This is a genomic window from Streptomyces sp. NPDC051561 (assembly GCF_044454195.1).
Classification (GTDB): domain Bacteria; phylum Actinomycetota; class Actinomycetes; order Streptomycetales; family Streptomycetaceae; genus Streptomyces.
This window is the reverse complement of sequence record NZ_JBITDM010000007.1, coordinates 54,832-80,691: the sequence shown is the minus strand read 5'-3', so window position 1 is coordinate 80,691 and position 25,860 is coordinate 54,832. Positions and strand designations below refer to the sequence as shown.

The following is a 25,860-nucleotide window of genomic DNA, read 5'->3' as shown; positions in this document are numbered from 1 at the left end:
GGTCATGGGACGGACGAAAAGGGCTGGTGCTCGGGCGGTACGAGAGGGCACCCTGTCCGGATGCTGATCAGAGAAGCCACCGACGACGACTGGGCCGCCATCTGGCCCTTCTTCCACAGAATCGTCGCCGCGGGTGACACCTTCACCTTCCCCGTCGACCTCGACCGGGAGACCGGACGCGGCTGGTGGATGTACACCGCCCCGAACCGCACCGTGGTGGCCGTCGACGAGGCCGGAACGGTCCTCGGCACCGCCAAGATGAACAACAACCAGAACGGCAACGGCGCCCATGTCGCCAGCGCCAGCTACATGGTCGACCCCGCACACGGCGGCCGGGGAGTGGGCCGCGCCCTCGTCGAGCACACCCTCGACTGGGCCCGCGCGAACGGCTTTCGCGCGATGCAGTTCAACGCGGTCGCGGCATCCAACGTGCACGCCGTACGCCTCTACGAGCGCCTCGGCTTCACGGTCGTCGGCACGGTCCCCGAGGGCTTCCGTCACCCCGAGCAGGGCTACGTCGGGCTGCATGTGATGCACTGCGCGCTCTGAGAGCCGGTGGGGGCCCAAGGCTGAACCCCGGGCCCCCGCAGCACCGCGGGCCGGGGTGACGTCCTGATGACGTACGCCCCGGCCCGCGGTCGCGACTCAGCCCTGTCGGCCGCCGTCGTCGGCGGCACGGTCCCGTTCGAGGTTCCGCTCCGTGTCGGGAGCGGCGGTCCGGCGCTCGGTGGCCGGAGCGTCGGCGCGCGGCGACTTGGGCCGGACGACGGGCTCGGAGCCCGGCTCGGCGGAGCGGGTGACCTCGGCGCGGACCATCGCGTTCAGGGCGAGAAAGGGGTCGATCGGCATGGCTGTGACGTCCTTCGCGGTACGGAGAGACCCTGCGGCGCCCGCCTGGGCGGGCAGGGAACGGGCACGGCGTACCGGCGGATGCGGGCGGGAACGCCCGGGGTGCCGGCACGGGGCCTCTCAGCAGCGCAGTACCGCACAGCGAGCGGCGTACGGGGCGGGGCCCTTGGCCGGTGCGGTGCGGACGGGGATGACGGGCGGGCCCAGGGGCGGACGGGGAGCCGCGAAGGGCGCCGGAACCACGGCCTGGGCAGAGGGTGCGTGGGTGCGGCGCACCTGACCCGGCTGGAACCGCGACTCCGCGTCGGTCGAACCGTCGGGCACTCCCTCGCCCTCGCCCACAGCACCCGAGGACACCGCGCCGGGCCGCAATTCCGTCCCGGACGGGCTGTCCGCCCCGGCCCCCGCCGGCAGCGCGAACACGGCGGCGCACACCAGCAGCGCGACGAGTGCGTGCCGGAGCGCCGTGAGGTGGGGGCGGGGTGCGGCGGGCATGGGGCACAGGTGCCCCGGGGTGAGGCGGGAGGCAGCGGGCGGCGGCGTAATTCCCCCGCCCGGGGTAGCCCAACCGGCCTCAACCCGGCTCAGCCGAACACCGTTGGTCCCCACCGCGGCGGCCGGAGTGCGGTCCGGCCGCCTGGGCTACGCGTTCATCGGCACGTGGGAACTCCCTCCAGCCAGGCCGCCCCCTTCACATAGATGTTGGTGATCCAGGACTTGTGGTCCGGCAGATAGGACCAGGCGTCGTTGGTGATGCCCTCGGCGGTCACGGGCTGCGCGCGCTTCTGGCACTCGACGCGGATCGGTGTCGGGCCGGTGAACCTGTGCACCCGGGCGCTCGTCGTCGACGGTTCGGAGTGCGTCCAGACGTCCGTGCCCCAGGTGCTGTGGCTGCCGCCCTGCCCCGGCTCGGCGTTGATCCGTACCGCTCCGAAGAAGTCACCGCCCAGCCGGACGTCGCTGACCATGATCTTCGTGCCGGACTCCTTGGCCTCCACCATCTTTCCGCCGCCCAGATAGATCGCGATGTGGTGGACCCTGCTGCTGCCGTTGTAGACGACGAGGTCGCCCGGTACCAGGGGAGCGAGACCCTGCGCGGCGGTGAAGCGCTGCGCGACGCGGCCCGAGTGGTACTGGCTGTGCGCGTTGCCGTTGAGGATGTCCTGACCGGTGGCCTGTGCGTACGCCCAGCGGACCAGGCCGGAACAGTCGAAACCCTTGCGCTGCGGGTCCTGGCTGCTGTCCGGGTCCTGCGGGTCGACATAGCCGTACGACGGTCCGGGCTGGGCGAGGTGGCCCGCGCCCCACGAGTACCAGACGCCGATCTGGCTGCACGCCGCCCGGACCGCCCTCTCGGCGACGGCCGAGGCGCCCGGGGCGAGGACGTCACAAGCGGCCGCGGCGGGAGCGGACGCGGTGGCCGCCCTCGCCTGGGAGAAGGCCGGCGGGCCGGCCGCCAGGGCCAGGATCCCGGCGGTGACGAGGGCGGCGGTCCTGGTTCCGGGGCGGAACCGGATGCGGTGGTGCATGGAGGGCTCCCCGTTCGGTGTGCGGCCGACGGTGTGCCCGGCCACTTCGAGAGTGGGCCGGGGTTTCGGCGACTGTCGAGATCCTGGCCGTCTCCTGACGCAGCGGGAAACGGGAAACGGCCAGGGAAACCACCCCCCGTCCGCGCACTCCTAAGCCCCACCCCCGTCGCCACACCCGACCAGCGCACACACCGCCGCCTCCCGCCGCGCCAGGTCGGTGTCCCACAGCCGGACCGTGCCGTCGTTGCTGCTGCTGGCGAGGGTTTTGCCGCGGCGGTCGAAGGCGATGCCCCACACCGCGCCGCCGTGCCCGCCCAGTGTGGCCGTCGGCTGCTGCCGGGCCGCGTCCCACAGGCGTACGGTCCCGTCGCTGCCACTGCTCGCCAGGACCCGGCCGCCGCCGCCCGGCGCGAAGGCGACCGCGCGCACCGCACCGCTATGACCCGAGAGCGCGCCGGCGGGGGTGAGTGTGGCGGTGTCCCAGAGACGGACGGCCCCGTCGTTGCCGCCGCTCGCCAGGATCCGGCCGTCGCCGGTGAACGCCACCGCCCGTACCGACCCGGTGTGCCCGTGCAGCACGCCCCCGGGCTGCCAGCCGGGCACGCCCCACAGCCGGACCGTCAGATCGTCGCCCCCGCAGGCGAGCGTCCTGCCGTCGGGACTGAAAGCGACCGCGTTGGCGAAGTCCCGGTGGCCGGTGAGTGCGGTGACCTGGTGGAGGGTGCGTGCGTCCCAGATCCGTACCGTACGGTCCGTGCTCGCCGAGGCGATCCACCGGCCGTCCGGTGACCAGGCCAGCCCCAGCACCGAACCGGAGTGCCCGGAAAGAGACTTGACCAGCCGGTGTGAGAGCGGGTCCCACACCCTGACCGTGCGGTCCGCGCTCGCCGAAGCCAGCCGACGTCCGTCCGGCGAGAAGGCGACGGCGAACACCGAGCCGCCGTGCCCGCGCAGGACCCCGTCCGGGCGGTGCGTCCGTGCGTCCCAGAGGCGGACCGTACGGTCCGCGCTCGCCGAAGCCAGCAGACGTCCGTCCGGCGAGAACGCGGGCTGCCAGGACTCCGCGAACGGGCGCGCCGTCAGCGCGGAACGGCCCAGGTCCCAGCGCACCACCGTCCCGTCGAAGCCGGCCGTCGCGAGCAACCGGCCGTCCGGACCGCCGCCGACCGCGACCCCCAGGACATAGTCCGTGTGCCCGGCCAGGACCGCGGTGTTCCGGTGGCTCGGCATGTCCCACAGCCGGGCGGTGCCGTCGCCGCCGGTGCTCACCAGCGTCGTACCGTCCCGGACGTAGGCGACCGCGTTGACGTCGTCGCTGTGCCCGGGGAGGGAGGCGGACTGCCGCGCTCCGGCGGTGTCCCAGAGCCGTACCGTACGGTCCATCCCGCCCGACGCCACCTGCCGGCCGTCCGGTGACCAGGCCACCGAGAGCACCCCGTCGAAGTGCCCGCGCAGCACCACCTGCGACTCCCCGGCCAGGTCCCAGAGCCGCACGGTGCGGTCCAGCCCGGTGGAGGCCACGCGCCGCCCGTCGGGGGAGTACGCCACCCCCATCACCGCGTCCCCGTGCCCCTCCAGCGTCGTACGCAACTCCTCCCGCCCCACGTCCCACACCCGCACCGTCCGGTCCGCGCCACCCGTCACCAGGCTCGTCCCGTCCGGCGAGAACGCCACCGACCGCACCGCCCCGCCGTGGCCGAGCAGCATCCCCGACCCGTGCCGTGCCCGCACGTCCCACAGCCGTACGGTGCCGTCCGCGCCCGCCGACGCGAGCAGCCGCCCGTCCGGGCTGAACGCGAGGCCGAGCACCTGCCCGCCGTGCCCGGAGAGCGAGGCCAGCACCTGCCGCTGCCCCGGGCCGCCCCGCATCCGTACCGTTCCGTCATTGCCGGCGGACGCCAGGACCGAGCCGTCCGGGCTGAACGCCACCGCGTTGACCGGCCCGGTGTGCCCGGTGAGACGACCGGCGAAGTACTGGGCCTGGGTGCTCAGCAGCGCCCCGCGGGCCTCCACGGTGGGCGCCGTCCGGTACGCCTGCACGGCGAGCCGCATCGCGGCCTCCGGCCGTCCGGCGGCGAGCGCCCCGGCCCTTACCGCCATCGCCTGCGACTGTGCGGTGCGCCGCTCCTGGTACGCCCGCGACCGCTGCTGGAAGGCGACGGTGCCCGCGCCCACCGCGAGCACCAGCAGAGCGGCCAGGGTGGCGAGCAGGGCGCCGCGGGTGCGTACCCGCCGCCGCTCGGTGCGCGCCCTGGCCTGCTCCTCGGCCAGGCCCGCCGCGATGAACTCCCTTTCGCAGGAGCCGAGTTCGATACGCCCGTCCCGCCCGTCGGCCCACCGGGCCACCGTGCGCAGCCGCGACCCCCGGTGCAGCAGGGCCGTATCGCGGTTGGCCCGCACCCACTCGGCGGCGGACGCCGCGAGCTGCTGGCGGATCAGCAGTCCGGCCCGGTCGGCGTCGATCCACTCGCGCAGCCGGGGCCAGGCCCGCAGCAGTGCCTCATGGGTGATTTCCACCGCGTCCCGGTCGACGGTCAGCAGCCTGGCCCGTACGAAGGCGTCGAGCGCGGCCGTCGCCGCGACCCGGTCGGCCCGCCGCCCCAGCAGCTCCTCGCGGCCCGCCCGGCGGCGGGACTCGGTGGCGTCGTCACCGATGTGGACCAGGCGCACCAGTATCCGGCGGGCGATGTCCCTTTCGGTGGGCAGGAGTTGGGTGAAAACGTCCTCGGCGGTGCGGGCCACCGCTCCGTGGATGCCGCCGGACCGCTCGTACCCGGCGACGGTGAGGGTATGGCCGGTGCGCTGCTGCCAGGTCACCAGGAGGGCGTGCGCCAGCAGGGGCAGTGCGCCGACGGCCCCGGTGGGGGTGCCGGCGGATCCCAGATCGCGCAGCAGAAGTTCGGTGAGCCCCGGCTCCAGGGTCAGACCGGCCCGCGCGGCGGGCCGTGCGACCGCCTCCCGCAGCTCGGGCTCGGTCATCGGCCCCAGAGCGAAAAGCCCATGGGTGAACACCTCGGGCAGAGGCGTCAGTTCGAGACACCGGCCGGTGAAGTCGGCGCGCAGCCCGAGTACGACGACGGCGGGGCCACCGGCCGCGGCGAGCGCACCGAGCACGGCCACGAAGGCGCGTCGCTCGGCGCCATCCGTGCAGAGCGTGAAGCACTCCTCGAACTGGTCGACCACCACGACGAGTTGAGCCTCCGCGAACCTGTGCCGCAGGGCGGTCACCAGCCGCTCGGGCGACTCGGCGAGCACCTGCGGCGTGATCCCGGGCTCCATGCCCACGGGATTCGTGCCGACCGGATCTGCGCCCACCGGGTCGGTACCCAGCGTCCCGGCCAGGCGGCGCAGCAGCTCGCCGAGAGGGTGCGCGGTCGGAGTGCACAGCACCACGGGCCGCTCGGGAGTGCCCGAGTCGGCCGCTGTGCCGGCACGCAGAGCGGGCAGCAGTCCTGCCCTGAGCAGCGAGGACTTGCCGGCGCCCGAGGAAGCGACCACCGCGAGCGGCCCGATGCCCGCCCGCTCCGCGAGTCGGCGCAGCAGTTCCTTCGTCGCCTGTTCCCGGCCGAAGAACCAGCGGGTGTCCTCGGGCCCGAAGGGCGCCAACCCCCGGTAGGGGCAGCCCTCCTGGGGCACCGGCGCCACGGGCGCGGCGGAAGGGGAGGGTGACCGGCGTGCGGCCGGGACCTCCGGCACCAGGTCGCGCAACGCCCCGTCCGCCCCCAGGACTTCGTCACAGCGGCGGGCCACATCCGGAGTCGGTGGCTTCCCGCCGTTCTCGATCTTGCTGAGGTAGCCCTTGCTGTAGTGGATCGAGCGGGCGAGCGCGGTGAGTGACATCCCACGCTCGCCCCGCAGCCGTCTCAACTCGGCCCCGAATGCGTCCCGTGCCCCGTTCATGCCCGGCACCGTACAGCGCGGGCATGGACATTTCAGTTGGGATCGGACAGCTTCACCCGAACCCGCGAACGGGGTCGCCGGCCTTTACGGGGCTGTGGGGCAGGGGCCTGTTCGGCACGGGCCCGCGGAGTACGGGCCTTCGCGCCTACAGATCGTCCGACGGGTCCAGGTCGAGATCGTCCGCGTACTCCTCGCCGGTCTCGTCCCCGGCGGGCTGCGGGGCCTCCGGTTCCTCCTCGGCGAGCAGTTGGTCCAGGGACTCGCCGCGATGGGCCTCCTCCGCCGTCGTACCGAAGGACTCGGCGGGGGACCAGCGGTTCGGCGGATCGATGCCGGAATCCAGTGGGTCGTAGTCGAGGTTGTCCGTGATCAGGGTGTCCTGGGCGTCCAGCACGCCGTCGTCCTCGGGGAGAGCGCCGCTGTCGTCTTGGGTGTCACTCATGACCACAAGCTGCCGCATTCGCGCGGCGGGCGCATCCCGGGGCGGCCGGAGGTGCGGTTCGCACCGCCCGGGACAAGAATTGCCCGACGAACCGGAAATACCCGGACGAACACAGGAGGCGGCATGAGTGACCAGGGACCGGACCCGTCCGAAGTGACCCCGGACAGCGTCCTGCACAGCGGCGGCAGCGACGACGTGACCCCCGAGGACCTGGTGCTGGCCTCGGGCCGCGATGTCACGCCGGAGAACCTGGAGTGGGCGCGCAAGCGGCTGGAGACCGAGGGGCGGGCGGCGATCGAGTCGGAGCTGCCGTGATCCTGCGGGCTGCCGCCACTTCCGGCGTGCGGGCCCGAGGCACGTGAGTCAGAAGTGGAACGCGGGGGTGCCCCGCCCGGGAATGATTCCGGGCGGGGCACCCCCGCGTTCGGTACGCGACCGCCGGCCTGCGCTACCGGTCAGCGTCCCGCGTACACGGCGCTGACGAAGGTCACCAGCTGATCCGCGGGCAGCGCGCGGGCCAGGTCCGCCTCGGTCACCATGCCGACCGGGACGCCGTTGTCCAGCACCAGCAGGCGGCGGATGCGGGAGTCGCTCATCACGCGTACCGCCTCATCGGCGTCCGCCGACACGTCGACCGATACCGGGGTGCCCTCGGCGAGGTCGCCCGCGGTCTTCTTCGACGGGTCGTGACCTGCGGCGATGCACTTCACGACGATGTCGCGGTCGGTGATGATGCCGGTCAGCTCATCGTCGCTGCTCCTCACCGGCAGCGCACCGATGTGGTGTTCGCGCATCAGCTGGGCGGCGCGGTCCAGGGTCTCGGACGCGGGAATGCAGCGGACCTCGGGGGTCATCAGGTCACGGACGCTGGTCATGGGTTCCTCCGGAATCGACGGGGGTGCGGTCCTCGTCATGCTGGAGGGACCGAGTCCTTCCGGCGACCGTAAGAGGTCGTACGGGTGAGGGGGAGGGGTGGCCTCCGACGGAGTCGCACCCCACCCCGCCCCGGCGCACCAACGGCAGCGGGGTCTGGGCTGCCGCTGCACAGCCGAACGGGCCCGGACGGGACACCGACCCCTACGACACGGGTCGGCCACCCGGTCCGGGGGAGCCGGACAGGGCCGGGCGGCCAGTTCCGTCGCAGCGCCACGGGCGGCCGATCTTCCGCCCGTGACACCAGTGCGCTCGGGCGCGGATCCGCGCAACCTCCACACGCCGTCGGTGGAGGAAACCCGGCCCCGCGCGCTCGCCACTCTTCCTGCGCTGTCCACATTCGTGCGAGTTACGCAAACCCGGCAACCCGCGTCGTTCGTGCGTCGTATCGTCGGCCCATGAACGGGAACCCGGAGGGCAGCCGAGGAACCGGCAGCACCGCAAGCCACCAGCCGGACCGCACACCGGACCGGCTCGGGCCCGACCGGGGCGGCGACGGGCCCCGCCAGCAGGACGGTCCCCACCGCCAGGACGGGCTCGCAGGCCACCGCCGTGAGGGTCACGGCCCCACCCCCGTCGGGCTCAGCACCGGCGCCGTCGCCCGCCGCCTCGGCGTCGCGCCGACCACCCTGCGTTCCTGGGACCGGCGTTACGGTATCGGGCCCGCCGTCCGCGGTGACGGCAGGCACCGCCGCTGGACCGCCGCCGATGTGGACCTCCTTGAACGCATGTGCGCACTGACCGCGCGCGGCATCCCCCCGGCGGAGGCGGCCAGGCTGGCCCGTACATCCGCCGGAGGAAACGGCGGGAGCCAGGGGCGGGCCGAGCGCCAAGTACCGCCGCCCAGCGCCCCGTTCACGGGCGGCGTGCCCAGGCCGCGTGCCCCGGACGCCGCGGTTCCGATCCGTACCGTACGCGGACTGCGCAACGCGGCCGTACGACTCGACTCCCCGACGCTCGACCAGCTCCTCAACGACGCCGTGCACACCCACGGTCTCGTCGACGGCTGGCAGCAAGCGATGGCCCCCGCCCTGCGCGCCATCGGCCGCTCCTGGGCCGACTCCGGCGACGCGGCCGGCGAACGGTACGTGGAGGCCGAGCACCTCCTCTCCTGGCACGTCTCCACCGCCCTGCGCCGCAATGCCACCGCCAAGGAGGTCGACGACGAGCAGCCCGTACTCCTGGCCTGTCTGCCGGGCGAACTGCACACCCTCGCCCTGGAGGCCCTGACCGCGGCGCTGGCCGAACAGGGTCTGCCCACCCGGATGTTCGGCGCCGCCGTCCCGCTGAACGCCCTGTCCGAAGCGGTACGCCGCACCGGCCCGCGAGCCGTCGTGCTGTGGTCCCAGACCCGGCCCACGGCGGACCGATCGGTGGTCGGCAGGGTCCGCGCCACCGCCTGCGGCGTCCGGGGCGCGCGCACCCAGCCGCTGGTACTGGCCGCGGGCCCCGGCTGGGCCCGCACCGCCCCGAGCGAGGGAGTGCACCGCCCGCACGACCTCGCGGAAGCGCTGCGGATCATCGCGGAGGCGGACAGCGGCTGAACCCCCGTTTCTCGGCCCCCTGAACTCCCGTGCCCCGATGGGCGTTTCGCCTCCCGGGGGGCGAGGTACCCGGGAGGCGGAATGTCCGCCACCCGAGGATGCGCCATCAGCGACCACCCCAGCACCCCGCCCGCCACCGGTATCCGCGTCGGCACCTGCTCCTGGACCGACCCCGCTCTGGTCACCAGCGGCTGGTACCCGCCGGGCACCCGGGGCGCCGAAGGGCGCCTGCGGCACTACTCCGGGCGCTTCTCCCTCGTCGAGGTCGACAGCACCTTCTACGGGCTGCCCGCAGAGCGCGTCGCCAAGCTGTGGGCCCAGCGCACCCCGGACCACTTCGTCTTCGACCTCAAGGCGTTCGCGCTGCTCACCGGCCACAGTGCCCGCACCTCCGCACTCCCGCCGCAGCTGCGGTCGGTGGCCCGGGGCAGGGGCCGGGTCCGCAAACGCGATCTGCCGCCGGACGCCCTCGACGAACTGTGGCGGCTGTTCCACACCGGCATCGCCCCGCTCCGCGACACCGGCCGGCTCGGCAGCGTGCTGTTCCAGTTCTCCCCGTGGTTCCGGCCCGAGCGGCGCGCGATGGACTACATCGCCGAGTGCCGGGAGCGCGCCGAGGTACCGATCACCGTCGAATTCCGCCACCCCGACTGGTTCACCCCCGAACGCCTGCCCGACACTCTCGCCCTGCTGCGTGAGCACCGCATCCCGCTGGTCGGCGTCGACGTCGCCCAGCGGCTGCCCGGCTCACTGCCCCCGGTGGCCGAGGCGACCTCGCCGGACCTCGCGGTCGTACGGTTCCACGGCCGGAGCCCGCAGTGGGGGACCGGCGGCAAGGAGGACAGCTACCGGCACCGCTACACCGAGGACGAACTGCGCCCGTGGGTACCGCGCATCGCGGCACTCGCCGAGCGGTCCGCGCAGGTCCACGTCCTGTTCAACAACTGCTGCGCGGACGCCTCGGTGACCGCCGCCGAGACCATGGACACGCTGCTCCGCCGGGAGGCCTGAGAGCTCCCGGCTGCCCGCACCCCTTCCTCATTCCTGCAACACGTTCTACTGTGTGCGCCGCCGCAGCCACCCGCCGTACGCAAGATGCCTGGAGGGCCCGTGCACCTCGAATACACGCCCGAGCAGCAGCAGTTGCGCGCCGAGCTGCGCAGCTACTTCGCGGACCTGATCCCCGACGACGCCACCGCACGCCACACCGACCCCGCCGCCCAGAAGCGCTTCTACCGCGAGACCATCCGCCGGCTCGGCACCGACGGCTGGCTCGGGGTCGGCTGGCCCGAGGAGTACGGCGGCCGGGGCCTGACCCCCATGGAGCAGTACGTCTTCTTCGACGAGGCCGCACAGGCCAACGTGCCGCTGCCGCTGATGGCGCTCAACACCGTCGGGCCGACGATCATGCGGTACGGCACCGACGAGCAGAAGGCGTACTTCCTGCCGAGGATCCTCTCCGGCGAACTCGACTTCGCCATCGGCTACAGCGAACCCGACGCGGGCACCGACCTCGCGGCCCTGAAGACCCGGGCGGTGCGCGACGGGGACACCTACGTCGTCAACGGCCAGAAGATATGGACCACCAACGGCGACACCGCCGACTGGGTCTGGCTCGCGGTGCGCACCGACCCCGACGCCCCGCCCCACAAAGGCATCACCATGCTCCTCGTCCCCACCAGCGACCCCGGCTACTCCTGCACCCTGATCAACACCCTCGCCTCGCACGACACCACCGCCAGCTACTACGAGAACATCCGCGTCCCCGTCTCCCGCCGCGTCGGCGAGGAGAACAAGGGCTGGCGCCTGATCACCAATCAGCTCAACCACGAGCGCGTCACCCTCGCCGCCCACGGCACCATGGCGGTGCGCGCCCTGCACGACGTACAGCGCTGGGCCATGGACACCAAGCTCGCCGACGGCCGCCGCGTCATCGACCTGAACTGGGTGCGCGGCCGGCTCGCCCGCACCCACACGAGGCTCGACGCCATGAAGCTGCTCAACTGGCAGATGGTGACCGCCCTCCAGAACGGCACCCTCACCCCGCAGGACGCCTCCGCCGTCAAGGTCTACGGCTCGGAGGCACGCCGGGACGCCTACGGCTGGCTGATGGAGATCGTCGGCTCGGCCGGGCCCCTCAAGGAGGGCTCTGCGGGCGAGGTCCTGCACGGGGAACTGGAGCGCGGCTACCGCTCGGCCGTCATCTTCACCTTCGGCGGCGGCAACAACGAGATCCAGCGCGAGATCATCTCGTGGATCGGACTGGGGATGCCGAGGGTGCGGCGGTGAGCTGCTGAGGCCACGGGTCTCCACCGGCGGACAGGCCGAATCCGGGCCTGGCGGTCATGGGGTGACGAGCGTAGAGAGGAAGGCTCACCCCAGGAGGCCGTCGTGGACAGGATCATCGGCAAGGGCACGTTCCGGGACGCGTTCAAGAACCAGGTCATCGCCCCTTCCGCGTTGCCCGCGGGCACCGGGCGGCGGCTCGCGGAGCAGGCCAACGCCGCAGCGGGGCCACTCGACGCGGCGCTGCGGACGAAGGCCGAGTTCAGTGCGCTGTACGACCTGTTGCTCGCCGAGCAGGGGGAGGCGGCGGGCATCCCGCTCGACGGCAGCCTGGTACTTCTCGACCCGGCGGGGCGGCCCACCGCGATCGGGCAGATCGTGGACGGCTACCTCAACGCGGCGCAGAACAAAGCGGAGTTCTTCGCTCAGGACATGTATCAGGTCAAGGTCACCGGCTGGCCGCCCGGCGTCCTGACGGCCGACGAGGTGCGGGAGGCGCCGCAGGGGGCCCGGCTCACCCTGGCGAGGAGCGGTGCCGCCGAGGACACGCTGCTCGCGACACCGTCGTTCTCGATGGTCAACAGCGGCAACATGACCGCGCACGCACCCAAACGCTCCTGGAAGATCAACTTCGAGGTCGGTGCGAGCGAGGACCGGCTCTACGGCATGGCGCGGATCAACCTCAAGGCGATGTACAACGACCCGTCGCAGATGCGCGAGGCCGTCGCCTGGCGGCTGCTGGAACGCGCGGGCGTCCCGGCGGCGCAGCACACGTACGCCACCTTCTCCATCAACGACCGCTACCTGGGCCTCTTCTCGGTCATCGAGCAGGTCGACAAGAAGTTCCTGAAGGACCACTTCGGCAAGAACGCCGAGGGCAACCTCTACAAGGCGTACTGCGGAGACGTCGGCTGCGCGACCCTGGAGCACAGGTCCGGCGGTGACGGCGACGACGGCGGGCGGCACTACTTCACCGCGGGCAGCCAGGAGGACGAGCGCACCTACCGGCTGAAGACCAACGAGGACGACCCGGCCGCCGGCAGCTACGACGATCTCGCCACCCTCGTGCGGACCGTCAACGGTGTCCAACTGGGCGCAGAAGACAGCAGGTTCACGACCGACGCCTTCCGTGCCGCGGTCGAGCAGATCCTGAACGTGCCTGCCTTCCTGCGCTGGGCGGGCGCCAACGTCCTCCTCGGCAGCTGGGACAACTACTTCGCGACGCCGTCGAACTACTACCTCTACAACTCGGGCCGGCTCGGCGACCCGACGGGGTTCGTGGCCCGCCCGTACTTCACCTTCATCCCCTGGGACTACGACAACAGCTCGGGCATCGACTTCTTCGCCACCCCGTGGCAGTACACGGACCTGCTCGACTGGCCCGCCATGAGCCGCGACTACTGCCGGATCACCCACGCCCCGCACGAGACGTCGCACCTGCCGCTGTTCACCAACCTGCTGCGGCAGCACGACTTCTGCCAGTACTACCTCGACCACCTCGAATACCTCCTGGACACGGAGTTCAGCCCCGAGAAGGTCGCCGTACTGCTGGGCGCGGAGGGCTCCGGGCGGGCCGACGGGCTGTGGCAGCTGATCTCGTCCGCCGCGTACGGCGAGTCGGCCAGCCAGCACGGAGCGCCCTTCACCGGGCGGCAGTTCACCAACGACGAGGTCTACCGCGCCGGATACCGCCAGTGGGAGCTGAGCCGGGGCTCGCAGTTCACCTACGGGATCCTCCACTACACCCGCATGCGGTACGACCACGCACGCCAGCAGCTCGCCGAGCTGCGCAAGACCTACCCGAACGGCGCCAGTGGGGCGACGTTCCCGGGCGCGATGGAGGTACTCCCCTCATGACCGCGACCAACAAGAAGCCGGCCAAAGCACCCGGCGAGCTCCGCCTGGTCAAGGAAGCCAAGCTCCAGGACCTGATCGGCGACAGCGCGGGCACCCGTCTGGAAGCCAGCGGTGTCCTCCACCACGACGGCGCCTTCCTGGTCGTCTGCGACAACCTGACCTCCCTCATCCGGGTCAGCAGCGAGCTGTCGCCCAAAGCGCCGGAGAACGGCGTGATCAACGCCCGCCGGGCGAAGAAGTCCGCCGGCACCAAGACGGTCGTGGGGTACGAGGACCTCGCCCACGACGCCCTCAACGACCACTACTTCACGCTCAGCGAGGCCGAACCGGTCAAGCCGAAGGGCTTCCGCGCCCGGGTGCAGGAGTACGACGCGAAACTGCGCCCCCTCGGATCCGCGCTCCTCGACTTCGAGCTGCCGGACGCCAACAAGGGCATGGAAGGTCTGGAGTGGGTCGAGCGCGCGGGCACCGGACATCTCCTCGCCCTGTGCGAGGGCAACCGGTGCGAGGGCGGCAAGAAGGGCCGGACGCCGGGCGGCGGACAGATCCAGGTCTTCCGCCGCGAGGGCAAGCGCTGGACCCGTACGGACACCGTGCGGCTGCCCCGGTCGCTGCCCTTCGAGGACTACAGCAGTGTGTCCGTGCGCGACGGACGGATCGCCGTGCTCTCGCAGGCGTCGTCCGCGCTGTGGGTGGGCCGGCTCTCCGCCAAGAAGTGGGAGGTCGACGAGGGAACGGTCCATCGCCTGCCCACCGACGGCAAGGGGCGTACGGTCTACGGCAACGCGGAAGGCGTCTCCTGGGTCTCCGCCGACCATGTCGTGATCGTGTCCGACCGTGCGAAGAAGAGTGCGGGAACGGAGCGGCTGCGCGCCAAGGACCAGTCGATCCACCTGTTCCTGATCCCGGGTGACAGCAACTGAGGTCCCGGGTGACACCGACTGAGCGAGAAAGTGGCAGGTGACATGAGAGAGCCGGGGCCGGACGAGCCGGGCAGCACGCACTCCGCGGCACGGCCCGCCCTCGACCCCGGCCTCTTCGGGCCCGCCTCCGTCACCTGGCAGGTGCACGGCGACCCGGTCATGTGGATCGCAGGGGTCCGCGCCCTCTACCTCCAGGCGCTGCACCCCCGGGCGGTACGCGGCGTAATGATCAACAGCACCTTCCTGGACGACGCCTGGGGCCGGCTGATGCGCACCGCCGACTTCGTCGGCACGATCACCTACGGCACCACCGAGGCGGCCGAGCGAGCAGGGGCGCGGGTCCGGGGCATCCACCGCAAGCTCGGGGTCGACGACCCGGAGCTGCTGCTCTGGGTGCACTGCGCGGAAATTGACTCGTACCTGGGCATCGCCCGCCGCTCCGGACTGCGGATGAGTGACGCCGAGGCGGACCGCTACGTCGCCGAACACCGCGAAAGTGCACGTCTGGTGGGGCTCGATCCGGCGGAAGTCCCTACCAGTACGGGGGAGTTGGCGGCCTACTTCGAGACGATGCGGCCCGGGCTGGAGGCCGGCGAGGACGCCCGCACGGTGGACGCCTTCCTGCGCAGACCACCGGTGCCGCCGGCCCTGGTACCGGCCCGCGGACTCCTCTGGCGGCGCGTGGCGAGCCTCGCCTACGCCTCACTGCCGCCCTACGCGCACGCCCTGTACGGCCGGTCCGCACCCGCACCGCGCCGGGTCGACCTCAGGTTGACCGCCACCGGCAACATTCTGCGCTCGATCCCCTCCCGGCTCCGCTGGCAGCTCCCACCAGGTCACATCTTGAAGGCAGTTGCCCGGCTCGGGCCCGGCAGCCGCCCCGCACCGTACAAACTCGACCGGAGGGCGGCCATACTGGACGGGCCGGGGAGGGCGCAGCAAAGCGACGGGGGCGACAGTACGAGATGGCGGACACCAGGCTGATCCAGGGCCGGTACCGGCTGCTCGACCTGATCGGGCGCGGGGGCATGGGCGAGGTGTGGCGTGCCCGTGACGAGTCGCTCGGCAGGCGGGTCGCCGTGAAGTGCCTCAAGCCCATGGGTACCCAGCACGACCAGGCGATCTCCGGAGTGCTGCGCGAACGCTTCCGGCGCGAGGCCCGGGTGGCCGCGGCCCTCCAGCACCGCGGCGTCACCGTCGTCCACGACTTCGGCGAGTACGAGGGCGTCCTCTACCTGGTGATGGAGCTGCTGGAGGGCCGTAACCTCAGCCAGCTCCTGGAGGACAACAAACAGCATCCGCTGCCCGTCCCCGATGTCGTCGACATCGCCGAGCAGGTCGCCTGGGCGCTCGCGTACACCCATGAACAGGGCATCGTCCACCGCGACTTGAAGCCCGCCAACATCATGCGGCTCACCGACGGCACGGTGAAGATCTGCGACTTCGGCATTGCCCGCCTCGGCCACGACATCGGCTTCACCTCCCGCCTCACCGGCACCGGTATCGCCATGGGAACCCCGCACTACATGTCGCCCGAGCAGATCAGCGGCATCAACGTCGACCACCGCAGCGACCTCTACTCGCTGGGCTGTGTGCTGTACGAGATCGCCACCGGCGTCCCGCCCTTCGACCTGGAGGACGCCTGGGCGGTCCTGGTCGGCCATCGGGACACCACCCCCGAGCCGCCGCGCACGCACCGGGCCGAACTCCCCGAGTTCTTCGACCGGATAGTCCTCGACCTGCTCGCCAAGACCCCCGACGGGCGGCCCGTCGACGCCAAGGACCTCGGCCGCCGCCTCACCGACGGACGCCTCACCCCGTCGGCCGGCCGGCTGCTGCCCGGCGTCCCGGGCCACCCCGCGACCGTGCTCGCCGCCGCCCCCGGTCTGCGCCGCCCCGCCGAGCGCCCCGAACAGCCGCCGAGCCGCGCCCCCCCGGCTGCCCTCCTGGACCAACGGCATGACCACCGGCCACAAGGCGGGCGGCAGCGGCTCGCTCACCCCCGCGCACGGCGACCCGGCCGCCGGGCTGACCGGGGAGTGGACCAGCGGGGCCGGGCTGCGCGCCGCGGGCACCCCCGTACCGTCCACGAGGGAACGGCCGACGCCTCCGCCGGAAGTCCTCGAAGTCCTGGACAGCAGGCACAACGCGGGCCTCAGCCTCGGCAGGCTGGGCCGGTGGGAGGAGGCCGGCGAGGTGCACCGCGCGGTCGCAGCCGAACGCGAGCACGCGCTGGGCCCCGACCACCCCGACACCCTCGCCAGCCACTACGAGGTGGGCTTCACGCTCAGCCGCACCGGCCGCGCCGCGGACGCCCTGCGCGAGTTCACCCGGGTCGCCGACGGCCGGGCCCGCACCATGGGCGGCGACCATCCGGAGACCCTGGCCGCCAGGCAGGAGACGGCGTACGTACTGGGCCAGCTCGGCCGGCACTTCGAGGCCCACCAGGTGTACTCGGCGGTGCTGACCGCCCGCGAGCGCACCATGGGCCCCGAGCATGTGGACACCCTGCGCTGCCGCCACAACCTGGCCTTCAACCTGAGCAGACTGGGCCGTCTGGAGGACTCCTACCGGATGGCCCGTGATGTCGCGGCGGCCCGCGCCAGAGTGCTCGGCGCGGGTCATCCCGACACCCTGGTCACCCAGTACGAAGTGGCGTACGCACTGGGCCAGCTCGGCCGCTGGACCGAAGCGCTCCAGACCTACCGCGACGTCGCCAGGGCCCGCGCCCGCGCGCTCGGCGCCGACCACCCCGACACCCTCTCCGCCCGCTACGAGGTCGGCATCTGCCTCGGCCGCCTCGGCCGCAGCGCCGAAGCCCTGGAGCTCTACCGCGACCTGGTCGACGACCGCACCCGCACCGCCGGACCCGCCGACACGGAAACCCTCCGCGCCCGCCACGGCCTCGGCGTCAACCTCGGCCGCATGGCCCGCTGGGAGGAAGCCCTCGCCGAAGCCCGGGACGTCTGCGCCATCCGCGAGCGCGTCCTGGGCCCCGGCCACCCGGACACCCTCGTCTCCCGCCGCGAGGTCGCCGTCGGCCTGGGCTGGCTCGGCCGCTGGTCCGACGCCCTCACCGTCTACCGCCAAGTGGCCCAGGAACGCGAGCGCGTCCTGGGCGTGGACCACCCCGACGCCCTCGCCAGCCGCAACGACGAGGCCCAGTGCCTCGAACAACTGGGCCGCGCCCCCGAAGCCGCCGAAATCTACCGCAGAGTAGCCGCCCTGCGCAGAAACCGCGGCTGACCAACCCCCTCCTGGGCCCGGGGCAGCGCCCCAGTTTCGGGAAGGGGCGGGGTGGGGAACAGCCCCGCGCAGCGGCGGCCACCCCTACCAGGACGGTGTCGGCACCACCGTCAACAAAGCCGAAACCGCCACCACTCCCACCAAAACCACCACCTCCGCCTTGGCCGCCCGAGCCGCCCCGCCCTCATCCCGCCGCCCACGCCCCGACCGCCGCCGCAGCGATCTGCGCAACCGCGCCCTCGCCACCAGCGCCAGCACACTCACCACCAGGAACAACCCCAGCTTCACCAACAGCGTCCGCCCATAGGCCGTGACGAAGACATCCTCCAGCGGCAACCGGCGCAGCGTACTGAACGTCCCGGTCACCGCCAGCGCCACGTACAAAAACGCCGCCATCCGCGCGTACCGCGCCAGCAGCGCCCGCCCCGGCCCCGTCCCTGACTCGGCCCCAGCCCCAAGCCCGGAACCAGCCCCCGGCACCGCCCCCGGCGAAACCTCCACCCGTCGCCACACATGCATCGCCCGCAGCGCGTAAACCAACCCACCCGTCCACAACGCCGACGCCGTCAGATGGACCGTCGTCAACGCGATCCCGATCTCCGGAGTGTCCAACTCAGGATGCGCCCGCACCGCCTCCGAGAAGATCACCGCCGCAATCGGCAGCACCGCCCACACCGGCCGCTTCAGCCACGCGCACGCCGCCGCCGCGAGGAACGCGTTGGCCTGGAGCAGCAGCATCCCGCCCGGCTCCGTCGCATACGTCTCGGTGAACGTCATACCGCCCAGACTCGCCAACTGGACGATCTGGCCGAACGAGGCCGCCGCCCCGGCCAGCGACAGCGCGATCCCCCACCTGGGTGGCCGGGCCTCCGGAGCCCCTGGCACCGTCCGCGCCATCCGGTGCCCGACGATCTCGCCGAGGTGCAGGAAGAGGGCGGCCAGGAACACCGAACGCAGCAGCGTGGTGGTCCCGGCCCCGGGTATGTTCAGCTCGCCCGTGTCACGGGACACGATGCCCATGCCCAGCAGGGCGACCACGACGAGCACACCCACGGCGGCAGCCGGAGTGGCGTACGTCCTCGCCCGCCGCCGCCAGTCGACAGGGGCGTCCGCGCGTGGACCGCGGGCAGCTTCGGATCGCGGATCGCCGGCGGTCTCGGTGTACCGCTCGGCGGCAGCCTCGGCGTACCGGCCGACAACCGGGCCGGAGTGCAGCTCGATGGTCCGGTGGTCCAGCGGCGCCGGGTGGGTGGAGGGTTCCGGGTAGGTCACCTCCTGATTTTCCCTATCCGGACGAGAGGGCACAAAGCGGCCCCCCTCTTCCGGCCGCCACGCCGTGTCCCCGGGCCCCTGCTCCGGGCCCGCGCTTCTCCAGTCCGTCGCCATCGCGCCCCGTACCCCCCCTGTCGGACCTGTGGCGTACCGCATAGGGTCCCGCCATGCCCGCCCCTGTTGAACCTTCTGCCTCGTCCACCGTCGCGCCGCGGCGTTCCCCGTACGACGCCGTGATTGTCGGCGGCGGCCACAACGGACTGGTCGCCGCCGCCTACCTCGCCCGGGCCGGCCGCTCGGTGCTGCTGCTCGAACGACTCGCCGGTACCGGGGGAGCGGCGGTGTCCACCCGCCCCTTCGCCGGTACCGACGCCAGGCTGTCGCGCTACTCGTATCTGGTCTCGTTGCTCCCCCGCACTATTGTGCGGGACCTCGGACTGTCCTTCGCCGTACGGAAGCGGACAATTTCCTCGTACACCCCCAGCAGGGACGGCGGACTGCTGGTCGGCGGTTCCGGAACCCGCGCCTCCTTCGCGGAACTCACCGGGGGAGAGAAGGAATTCCGCGCCTGGGAGGACTTCTACGGACGGTTGGGTCAGGTCGCCGAGCGCGTCTTCCCGACCCTCACCGCCCCGCTGCCCACCCGGGACGCGCTCCGCCGCCGGATCGACGACGCGACCGCCTGGCGCACCCTCTTCGAGGAGCCCATCGGCACCGCGATCGAGGAGAACTTCTCGCACGATCTGGTACGGGGCGTGGTCCTGACCGACGCCCTGATCGGCACCTTCGCCGACGCCCACGACCCGTCGCTCGCCCAGAACCGCTGCTTCCTCTACCACGTGATCGGCGGTGGCACCGGTGACTGGGACGTCCCCGTCGGCGGTATGGGAGCCCTCACCGACGCCCTCGCGGCAGCGGCCCGTTCGGCGGGCGCCGAGATCCGCACCGGCTGCGAGGTGCTGCACATCGACACCGGCGGGGCGCGCGCCGAGGTCTCGTACCGTACGGAAACCGGCGAAGCCGTGGTCGCCGCCCAGCACGTCCTGGTCAACGCCTCACCCCACCACCTCGCCCAGCTCCTCGGCGAGGAACCGTCCGCCGCCGCACCCGAGGGTGCCCAGCTCAAGGTCAACATGCTGCTGCGGCGGCTGCCGCGCCTGCGCGACCGCGGCGTGGACCCGCGCGACGCGTTCGCCGGAACCTTCCATGTGGCCGAGGGATACGAGGAGTTGGCGACCGCGTACCGCCAGGCGGCGCAGGGGCGGCTGCCCAGCGCCCCGCCCTCCGAGATCTACTGCCACTCGCTGACCGACCCCTCGATCCTCGGCCCCGACCTGGCCGCGCAGGGCTACCAGACCCTCACCCTCTTCGGCCTGCACACCCCGTCCCGGCTCTTCACCGCCGACAACGAGGCCACCCGCACCGAGCTGCTGCGCACCACCCTCGAACAGCTCGACACCCACCTCGCCGAGCCCCTCACCGACTGCCTCGCCCCGGACGCCGAGGGCAGGCCCTGCATCGAGGCCAAGACACCGCTCGACCTGGAACGCGAACTACGGCTGCCGGGCGGACACATCTTCCACGGCGACCTGTCCTACCCGTACCTCCGGGAGGGCGCGGAAGGGGCGGCCGAGCGGTGGGGCGTGGCGACCGCCCACCCCAATGTGCTGCTGTGCGGGGCGGGCGCGGTGAGGGGCGGCGGGGTCAGCGGGGTGGCCGGGCACAACGCGGCGATGGCGGTGCTGGGGCGGTAGCCGACTCGGAGCCGGCGGACGGACTCGGCGGACGGACTCGGCGGTTCCGGGGCAGGATGGGCCCATGTCGAAATCCCGGAAGTGCTCGGCGCGGAAGTCCCCGGCGAAGGCCGACAACTCGCCCCTCTCGCTGTACTCGCAGGACTCGGTGCTGTCGATCGGCTCCGTCGGCTCCGTGCTGTCGATCGGGTCGGTCGGCTCCGTGCTGTCCGTGGGCTCGGTGGGCAGCGCACTGTCGGTCGGGTCGATCGGCTCCGCGCTGTCGCGGATGTCCATCGGGTCCTGGATGAGCACGGGGTCGCTGCTGTCGGCCCAGTCCCAGTGGTCCGCACTGTCTCTCCAGTCCCGGTACAGCTTCGGGAAGCTCGGCGGTTCCGGGCGGGCGCCGGTACGGGCAGGTGCGGGCGCCGTGGCGGTGGCGGCGGGAGTCACGCTGCTGCTCCTGCACCGCCACCGCTGAACCGGCGCCCGCGGCTCCCGGCCGGGAGCCGCGGGCGCCGGTTCAGGAGCCACCGGGTTCGGACCAGGGCGGTCAGTCCGAGGAGGCCGTCCACCCCGTCGCCGCGATCCGGGCGGCGTCCCCGGGCCTGGACTCGTCGAACAGCGGCCGCCCCCGGTCCGTGACGCGCAGCCCGTCGACGTACACCCCGCGACCGACGTACCGCAGATCGGTCGCGTACCGCCAGCGCAGCGTCACGTCCTTGCCCCGGTACGCCGCGAGGTCCGCGCCCGCCCGGTGCCAGACCCGCCCGGACCACCCGGTCGCCGTGCCACCCGGATGCGGCTCCGGCTTCCCGCCCTCGCGTACGGTCGTGAACGGCACGGCGGTCCAGGTCGCCCCCGCGTCCGCGGAAGCCTCCAACGTCAGTGTGTCGGCGGCCGGTTCGGTGTCCCACCACAGGTCGCAGTGGAACACCGCCCGGTCGGATCCCACCGGCAGCGCGGGCAGCGCGAGCGTCGCCGTGGTGGAGGACTCCATACCGGAGAACCAGGCGCTGCGTCCCCGGGCGGGCCGCACCGCCACCGCGCGCGCCATGTCGTTGGCCGTTGCCACCCGGGGCGCCGACCCGCTGCGCCAACTCCGTACCGGATGAACGGAGTTGCCCAGCACGATCAGGAAGGAATCGGTCGTCGGGTCGATGACCAGACTGGTGCCGGTGAAACCGGTGTGGCCCGCGGTGCGCGGAGTGGCCATCGCGCCCATGTACCAGTGCTGGTAGAGCTCGAAGCCGAGACCGTGCTCGTCGCCGGGGAAGTCGGTGTTGAAGTCGGTGAACATCAGTTCCACCGACGCGGGGCGCAGGATGCGGGCCCGGCCGTACACCCCGCCGTTGAGCAGGGTGCGGGCGAGGATCGCCAGGTCCCAGGCGGTGGAGAAGACCCCGGCGTGCCCCGCGACCCCGTCGAAGCCGAACGCGTTCTCGTCGTGCACCTCACCCCAGACCAGTCCGCGGTCGATCCCCGACCAGGGCTTGCGGGCGTCCTCGGTGGCCGCGACCTTCGGCTTCCAGGAGGCGGGCGGGTTGAAGCGGGTGCGGCGCATGCCGAGCGGGGCGGTGATCTCGTTGCGGAGCTGTGCGTCCAGGGGGAGAGAGGTGATCTTCTCCAGGACCAGCTGGAGCGAGATCAGATTGAGGTCCGAGTACAGATACACCGTGCCGGGCGGGTTGGCCGGGGTCTCGTTCCACAGCATCTTCAGCTTGCCCTCGCGGGTCGGCTGCGAGTACAGCGGAATCCACGCCTTGAAGCCCGAGGTGTGCGTGAGCAGCTGCCGGACGGTGATCTCCTGCTTGCCCGCCGCCCCGAACTCCGGCAGATAGGAGGCCACCTTCGCCTCCAGCGCCAGCCTGCCCCGCTCGATCTGCTGCACCGCCAGCATCGAGGTGAACAGCTTGGACACCGACGCCAGGTCGAAGACCGTGTCCCGGGCCATGTCGATCTGCTGCTCCGGCGGGAACTCCACCGCCGTGTCGGTTTTCTCGTCGTACGCCGCGTAGCGCACGGCCTTCCCGATCGGCTCGTGCAGCGCGACCGTACCGCCCCGCCCGGCGAGCAGTACCGCACCCGCGTACCACGGGTACTTCGGGGAGGGGCCGAGGAACTTCCGCGCGTCCCCGACCAGTTGGTCGAGATACTGGGGGAGCAGTCCGGCGCGTGCGGGCGAACCGTATTTCAGCGTCGGCCGGCCGCCGCCCGAGCCTCCACCCGCGCCCACGCTCGCGCCTTCCGCCTCCGCCGCACCCGCGGCGGCAATGGGGCCCAAGACCAACGCACCTCCCAGCGCCAAAGCCCCGCCCGCGAAGTGCCTTCGGCTGAAGTCCCTGAACTCTCTGTCCGCACCATCCTCAGTCATGGCCACCAGCAGGCCAAAGCGAAACCCCGGTGTCAACAGCCCCGACAGCCCCACCTCGCGCGCGGATCCCCCGCGCCCGCGCCCGACCCGTCACCCAAAGAATCTGACGCAGCATCAGAAATGCTCTTCCCCTCGCAGCCGCCCTGCGGCATCCTGCCGCCCATGAAGACGGAGCTGAGCCAGAAACTGGGAGTCGAGCACGCCATCTTCGGCTTCACGCCGTTCCCCGCGGTGGCCGCCGCCCTCACCAGGGCGGGAGGATTCGGCGTACTCGGGGCGGTGCGCTACACCGATCCGGACGATCTCGCCCGCGAACTCGACTGGATGCAGGAGCACACCGACGGGAAGCCGTACGGCCTGGATGTCGTGATGCCCGCCAAGAAGGTCGAGGGTGTGACCGAGGCCGAGGTGGAGGCGATGATCCCTGCCGGTCACCGCCAGTACGTCCAGGAGATCCTCGCCAAGCACGGCGTGCCCGAACTCGCCGAGGGTGAGGCCTCCGGCTGGCGGATCACCGGCTGGATGGAACAGGTCGCCCGCAACCAGCTCGACGTCGCCTTCGACTACCCGATCAAACTCCTCGCCAACGCGCTCGGCTCACCCCCCGCCGATGTCGTCGCCCGCGCCCACGCACAGGACGTCCTGGTCGCCGCCCTCGCGGGCAGCGCCAAGCACGCCCGCCGCCACGCGGAGGCCGGGATCGACATCGTCGTCGCGCAGGGGTACGAGGCGGGCGGCCACACCGGCGAGATCGCCTCCATGGTGCTGGTGCCCGAAGTCGTCGACTCGGTCGGGGAGTTGCCGGTGCTCGCCGCCGGAGGCATCGGCAGCGGCGGGCAGATCGCCGCCGCTTTCGCCCTCGGCGCGCAGGGCGCCTGGCTCGGCTCCCTCTGGCTCACCACCGAGGAAGCCGAACTCCACTCCGCCGCCCTCACCGCCAAACTCCTCGCCGCGGGCTCCGGCGACACCGTCCGCTCCCGCGCCCTCACCGGCAAACCCGCCCGCCAGCTCCGCACCGAGTGGACCGACGCCTGGGACGACCCCAACGGCCCCGGCACCCTCCCGATGCCCCTCCAGGGACTGCTGGTCGCCGAGGCCAACTCCCGTATCCAGAAGTACGAAGTGGGGCCGCTGCTCGGCACCCCGGTCGGCCAGATCGTCGGCCGGATGAACTCCCGGCGCAGCGTCCAGGCCGTCTTCGACGACCTCACCAGGGACTTCGAGCAGGCCGTGAACCGCATCAACCGCATCGCGGGAAGGGACGGGAACTGACACATGTCCAATCAGCCCCCCAACGGCTTCTGGGCCCAGGCCGCCGCCGACCCCGACCGCACGGTCCTGATCGCCCCCGACGGCGAGAAGTGGTCGGCCGGTCAACTCCACGCCGCCACCAACCAGTTGGTGCACGGTCTGCGCGCCGCGGGACTGCGCCAGGGTGACTCCTTCGCCGTGGTCCTGCCCAACGGCGTCGAGTTCTTCACCGCCTACCTGGCCGCGGTCCAGGCCGGCCTCTACCTCGTCCCGGTGAACCACCACCTCACCGGCCCCGAGATCGCCTGGATCGTCTCCGACTCCGCCGCCAAGGCCCTCATCGCCCACGAACGCTTCGCCGACGCGGCCACCTCCGCCGCCGACGAAGCCGCCCTCCCCGCCACCCACCGATACTCCGTCGGCACGGTGCCGGGCTTCCTCCCCTACCCCCAGCTCCTCGCCGGACAACCGGAGTCGCCCCCGGAGGACCGCGCCCTCGGCTGGGTCATGAACTACACCTCCGGCACCACGGGCCGCCCCCGGGGCATCCGCCGCCCCCTCTCCGGCAAGCTCCCCGAGGAGTCACACCTCGGCGGCTTCCTCGGCATCTTCGGCATCCGACCCCACGACGGCAACGTCCACCTGGTCTGCTCACCGCTTTACCACACCGCGGTACTCCAGTTCGCGGGCGCCGCCCTGCACATCGGGCACCCCCTGGTCCTGATGGACAAGTGGACCCCTAAGGACATGCTCCGCCTCATCGACACCCACCGCTGCACCCACACCCACATGGTCCCCACCCAGTTCCACCGCCTCCTCGCCCTCCCGGACGAGACCAGGCGGTCGTACGACGTGACCTCGATGCGGCACGCCATCCACGGCGCCGCACCCTGCCCGGAGCACGTCAAGCGGGCGATGATCGAGTGGTGGGGGAACAGCGTCGAGGAGTACTACGCGGCCAGCGAGGGCGGCGGCGCGTTCGCCACCGCCGAGGACTGGCTGAAGAAGCCCGGCACCGTCGGCAAGGCCTGGCCGATCAGTGAGCTCGCCATCTTCGACGACGACGGCAACCGGCTGCCGCCCGGCCGGCTCGGCACCGTCTACCTCAAGATGAACACCGGGGGCTTCAGCTACCACAAGGACGAGGCCAAGACCCGGAAGAACCGCATCGGTGACTTCTTCACCGTCGGCGACCTCGGCATCCTCGACGAGGACGGCTACCTCTTCCTCCGTGACCGCAAGATCGACATGATCATCTCGGGTGGCGTCAACATCTACCCCGCCGAGATCGAGGCCGCCCTGCTCACCCACCCCGCCGTCGCCGACGCGGCGGCCTTCGGCATCCCGCACGCGGACTGGGGCGAGCAGGTCAAGGCGGTCGTCGAAACCGCCGAGGGCCACGAGCCGTCGGAGGCCCTGGCCGCCACCATCCTTGCCCACTGCGAAACCCGGCTGGCCGGCTACAAGCGCCCCAAGTCCCTGGACTTCATCACCACGATGCCCCGCGACCCCAACGGAAAGCTCTACAAACGCCGCCTCCGCGAGCCCTACTGGGAGGGGCACGACCGGGCGCTCTGATCACGGTCGGCACTCGCCGACCGCAACCGGCCCCCCGGCCACGGCCGGAACTGCGCACAGAGCCGTGGGGGGGGGGGGGGGGGGGGGGGGCGGGGGGGGGCGGGGCCCGCGCGGGGGGGGGGGGGGGGGGGGGGGGGGGGGGT

20 protein-coding genes and 1 pseudogene are annotated in these 25,860 nt (G+C 72.3%); 13 read left to right on the top strand and 8 right to left on the bottom strand.

Annotated features, from left to right (window positions below; translation table 11 throughout):
- Positions 1–60: 60 nt before the first annotated feature.
- Positions 61–549: a GNAT family N-acetyltransferase gene (locus ACIA73_RS18015; protein ID WP_399439513.1), complete on the top strand. Its 489-nt coding sequence runs from the start codon at positions 61–63 to the stop codon at positions 547–549.
- 96 nt (positions 550–645) lie between these two features.
- On the opposite strand, the gene ACIA73_RS18010 is transcribed toward ACIA73_RS18015, so the two are convergent.
- The 5 genes from ACIA73_RS18010 to ACIA73_RS17990 all read right to left on the bottom strand — a co-directional run bounded on the left by ACIA73_RS18010 (position 646) and on the right by ACIA73_RS17990 (position 6,720).
- The gene (locus ACIA73_RS18010; protein ID WP_399439512.1) at positions 646–849 is read right to left on the bottom strand and encodes a hypothetical protein; all 204 of its coding nucleotides are present in this window, start codon (positions 847–849) and stop codon (positions 646–648) included.
- 120 nt (positions 850–969) lie between these two features.
- On the bottom strand, positions 970–1,344 hold the full coding sequence (locus ACIA73_RS18005) for a hypothetical protein (RefSeq protein ID WP_399439510.1): 375 nt from the start codon (positions 1,342–1,344) through the stop codon (positions 970–972).
- 155 nt (positions 1,345–1,499) lie between these two features.
- Entirely contained in the window at positions 1,500–2,378 is an 879-nt protein-coding gene (locus ACIA73_RS18000) for an NlpC/P60 family protein (RefSeq protein WP_399439509.1), read from the bottom strand.
- A 150-nt stretch (positions 2,379–2,528) separates the two neighbouring features.
- Complete coding sequence (locus ACIA73_RS17995; protein WP_399439508.1) at positions 2,529–6,278, bottom strand: helix-turn-helix domain-containing protein; 3,750 nt, start codon at positions 6,276–6,278, stop codon at positions 2,529–2,531.
- A 145-nt stretch (positions 6,279–6,423) separates the two neighbouring features.
- Complete coding sequence (locus tag ACIA73_RS17990) at positions 6,424–6,720, bottom strand: hypothetical protein (protein WP_399439507.1); 297 nt, start codon at positions 6,718–6,720, stop codon at positions 6,424–6,426.
- A 123-nt stretch (positions 6,721–6,843) separates the two neighbouring features.
- Here ACIA73_RS17990 and ACIA73_RS17985 point away from each other — a divergent pair, with 123 nt between their 5' ends.
- Positions 6,844–7,035, top strand: coding sequence for a hypothetical protein (locus tag ACIA73_RS17985; protein WP_399439506.1), 192 nt, complete (start codon positions 6,844–6,846; stop codon positions 7,033–7,035).
- Between the two features lie 140 nt (positions 7,036–7,175).
- On the opposite strand, the gene ACIA73_RS17980 is transcribed toward ACIA73_RS17985, so the two are convergent.
- A complete protein-coding gene (locus ACIA73_RS17980) occupies positions 7,176–7,595 on the bottom strand; it encodes a CBS domain-containing protein (RefSeq protein WP_399439505.1) in 420 nt (139 codons plus the stop codon).
- A gap of 456 nt (positions 7,596–8,051) precedes the next feature.
- Between ACIA73_RS17980 and ACIA73_RS17975 the strand changes: the two genes are divergently transcribed.
- The 7 genes and pseudogenes from ACIA73_RS17975 to ACIA73_RS17945 all read left to right on the top strand — a co-directional run bounded on the left by ACIA73_RS17975 (position 8,052) and on the right by ACIA73_RS17945 (position 17,509).
- Positions 8,052–9,197 carry a MerR family transcriptional regulator gene (locus ACIA73_RS17975; protein ID WP_399439504.1) on the top strand — a complete coding sequence of 382 codons (1,146 nt, stop codon included), beginning with the start codon at positions 8,052–8,054 and terminating at the stop codon, positions 9,195–9,197.
- Between the two features lie 81 nt (positions 9,198–9,278).
- On the top strand, positions 9,279–10,208 hold the full coding sequence (locus ACIA73_RS17970; protein ID WP_399439503.1) for a DUF72 domain-containing protein: 930 nt from the start codon (positions 9,279–9,281) through the stop codon (positions 10,206–10,208).
- Positions 10,209–10,307: 99 nt separating this feature from the next.
- Positions 10,308–11,486 (top strand): acyl-CoA dehydrogenase family protein, encoded by a 1,179-nt coding sequence (locus ACIA73_RS17965; RefSeq protein ID WP_399439502.1) that lies wholly within the window; start codon positions 10,308–10,310, stop codon positions 11,484–11,486.
- A gap of 102 nt (positions 11,487–11,588) precedes the next feature.
- On the top strand, positions 11,589–13,340 hold the full coding sequence (locus ACIA73_RS17960) for a CotH kinase family protein (RefSeq protein WP_399439501.1): 1,752 nt from the start codon (positions 11,589–11,591) through the stop codon (positions 13,338–13,340).
- Entirely contained in the window at positions 13,337–14,263 is a 927-nt protein-coding gene (locus ACIA73_RS17955) for a hypothetical protein (RefSeq protein WP_399439499.1), read from the top strand. Before ACIA73_RS17960 ends, ACIA73_RS17955 begins: the two co-directional genes overlap by 4 nt.
- Positions 14,264–14,305: 42 nt before the next feature.
- Positions 14,306–15,247, top strand: coding sequence for an oxygenase MpaB family protein (locus ACIA73_RS17950; protein ID WP_399439498.1), 942 nt, complete (start codon positions 14,306–14,308; stop codon positions 15,245–15,247).
- Positions 15,229–17,509 (top strand): annotated as a pseudogene (locus tag ACIA73_RS17945) (tetratricopeptide repeat protein). Before ACIA73_RS17950 ends, ACIA73_RS17945 begins: the two are co-directional and overlap by 19 nt.
- Before the next feature lie 84 nt (positions 17,510–17,593).
- Here the strand turns inward: ACIA73_RS17945 and ACIA73_RS17940 are convergent.
- Positions 17,594–18,781, bottom strand: coding sequence for a CopD family protein (locus ACIA73_RS17940; RefSeq protein WP_399439496.1), 1,188 nt, complete (start codon positions 18,779–18,781; stop codon positions 17,594–17,596).
- A gap of 167 nt (positions 18,782–18,948) precedes the next feature.
- Here ACIA73_RS17940 and ACIA73_RS17935 point away from each other — a divergent pair, with 167 nt between their 5' ends.
- Positions 18,949–20,535: a phytoene desaturase family protein gene (locus ACIA73_RS17935; protein WP_399439495.1), complete on the top strand. Its 1,587-nt coding sequence runs from the start codon at positions 18,949–18,951 to the stop codon at positions 20,533–20,535.
- Positions 20,536–20,599: 64 nt separating this feature from the next.
- On the top strand, positions 20,600–20,995 hold the full coding sequence (locus tag ACIA73_RS17930) for a hypothetical protein (protein WP_399439493.1): 396 nt from the start codon (positions 20,600–20,602) through the stop codon (positions 20,993–20,995).
- Positions 20,996–21,067: 72 nt separating this feature from the next.
- Here ACIA73_RS17930 and ACIA73_RS17925 read toward each other — a convergent pair whose 3' ends face one another.
- Positions 21,068–22,888, bottom strand: coding sequence for a serine hydrolase (locus ACIA73_RS17925; protein ID WP_399439492.1), 1,821 nt, complete (start codon positions 22,886–22,888; stop codon positions 21,068–21,070).
- Between the two features lie 162 nt (positions 22,889–23,050).
- Between ACIA73_RS17925 and ACIA73_RS17920 the strand changes: the two genes are divergently transcribed.
- Together ACIA73_RS17920 and ACIA73_RS17915 are read left to right on the top strand one after the other, a co-directional pair.
- Positions 23,051–24,160 carry an NAD(P)H-dependent flavin oxidoreductase gene (locus ACIA73_RS17920; protein WP_399439490.1) on the top strand — a complete coding sequence of 370 codons (1,110 nt, stop codon included), beginning with the start codon at positions 23,051–23,053 and terminating at the stop codon, positions 24,158–24,160.
- A 3-nt stretch (positions 24,161–24,163) separates the two neighbouring features.
- Positions 24,164–25,717, top strand: coding sequence for an acyl-CoA synthetase (locus ACIA73_RS17915; protein WP_399439489.1), 1,554 nt, complete (start codon positions 24,164–24,166; stop codon positions 25,715–25,717).
- The last annotated feature ends 143 nt before the right edge of the window (positions 25,718–25,860 follow it).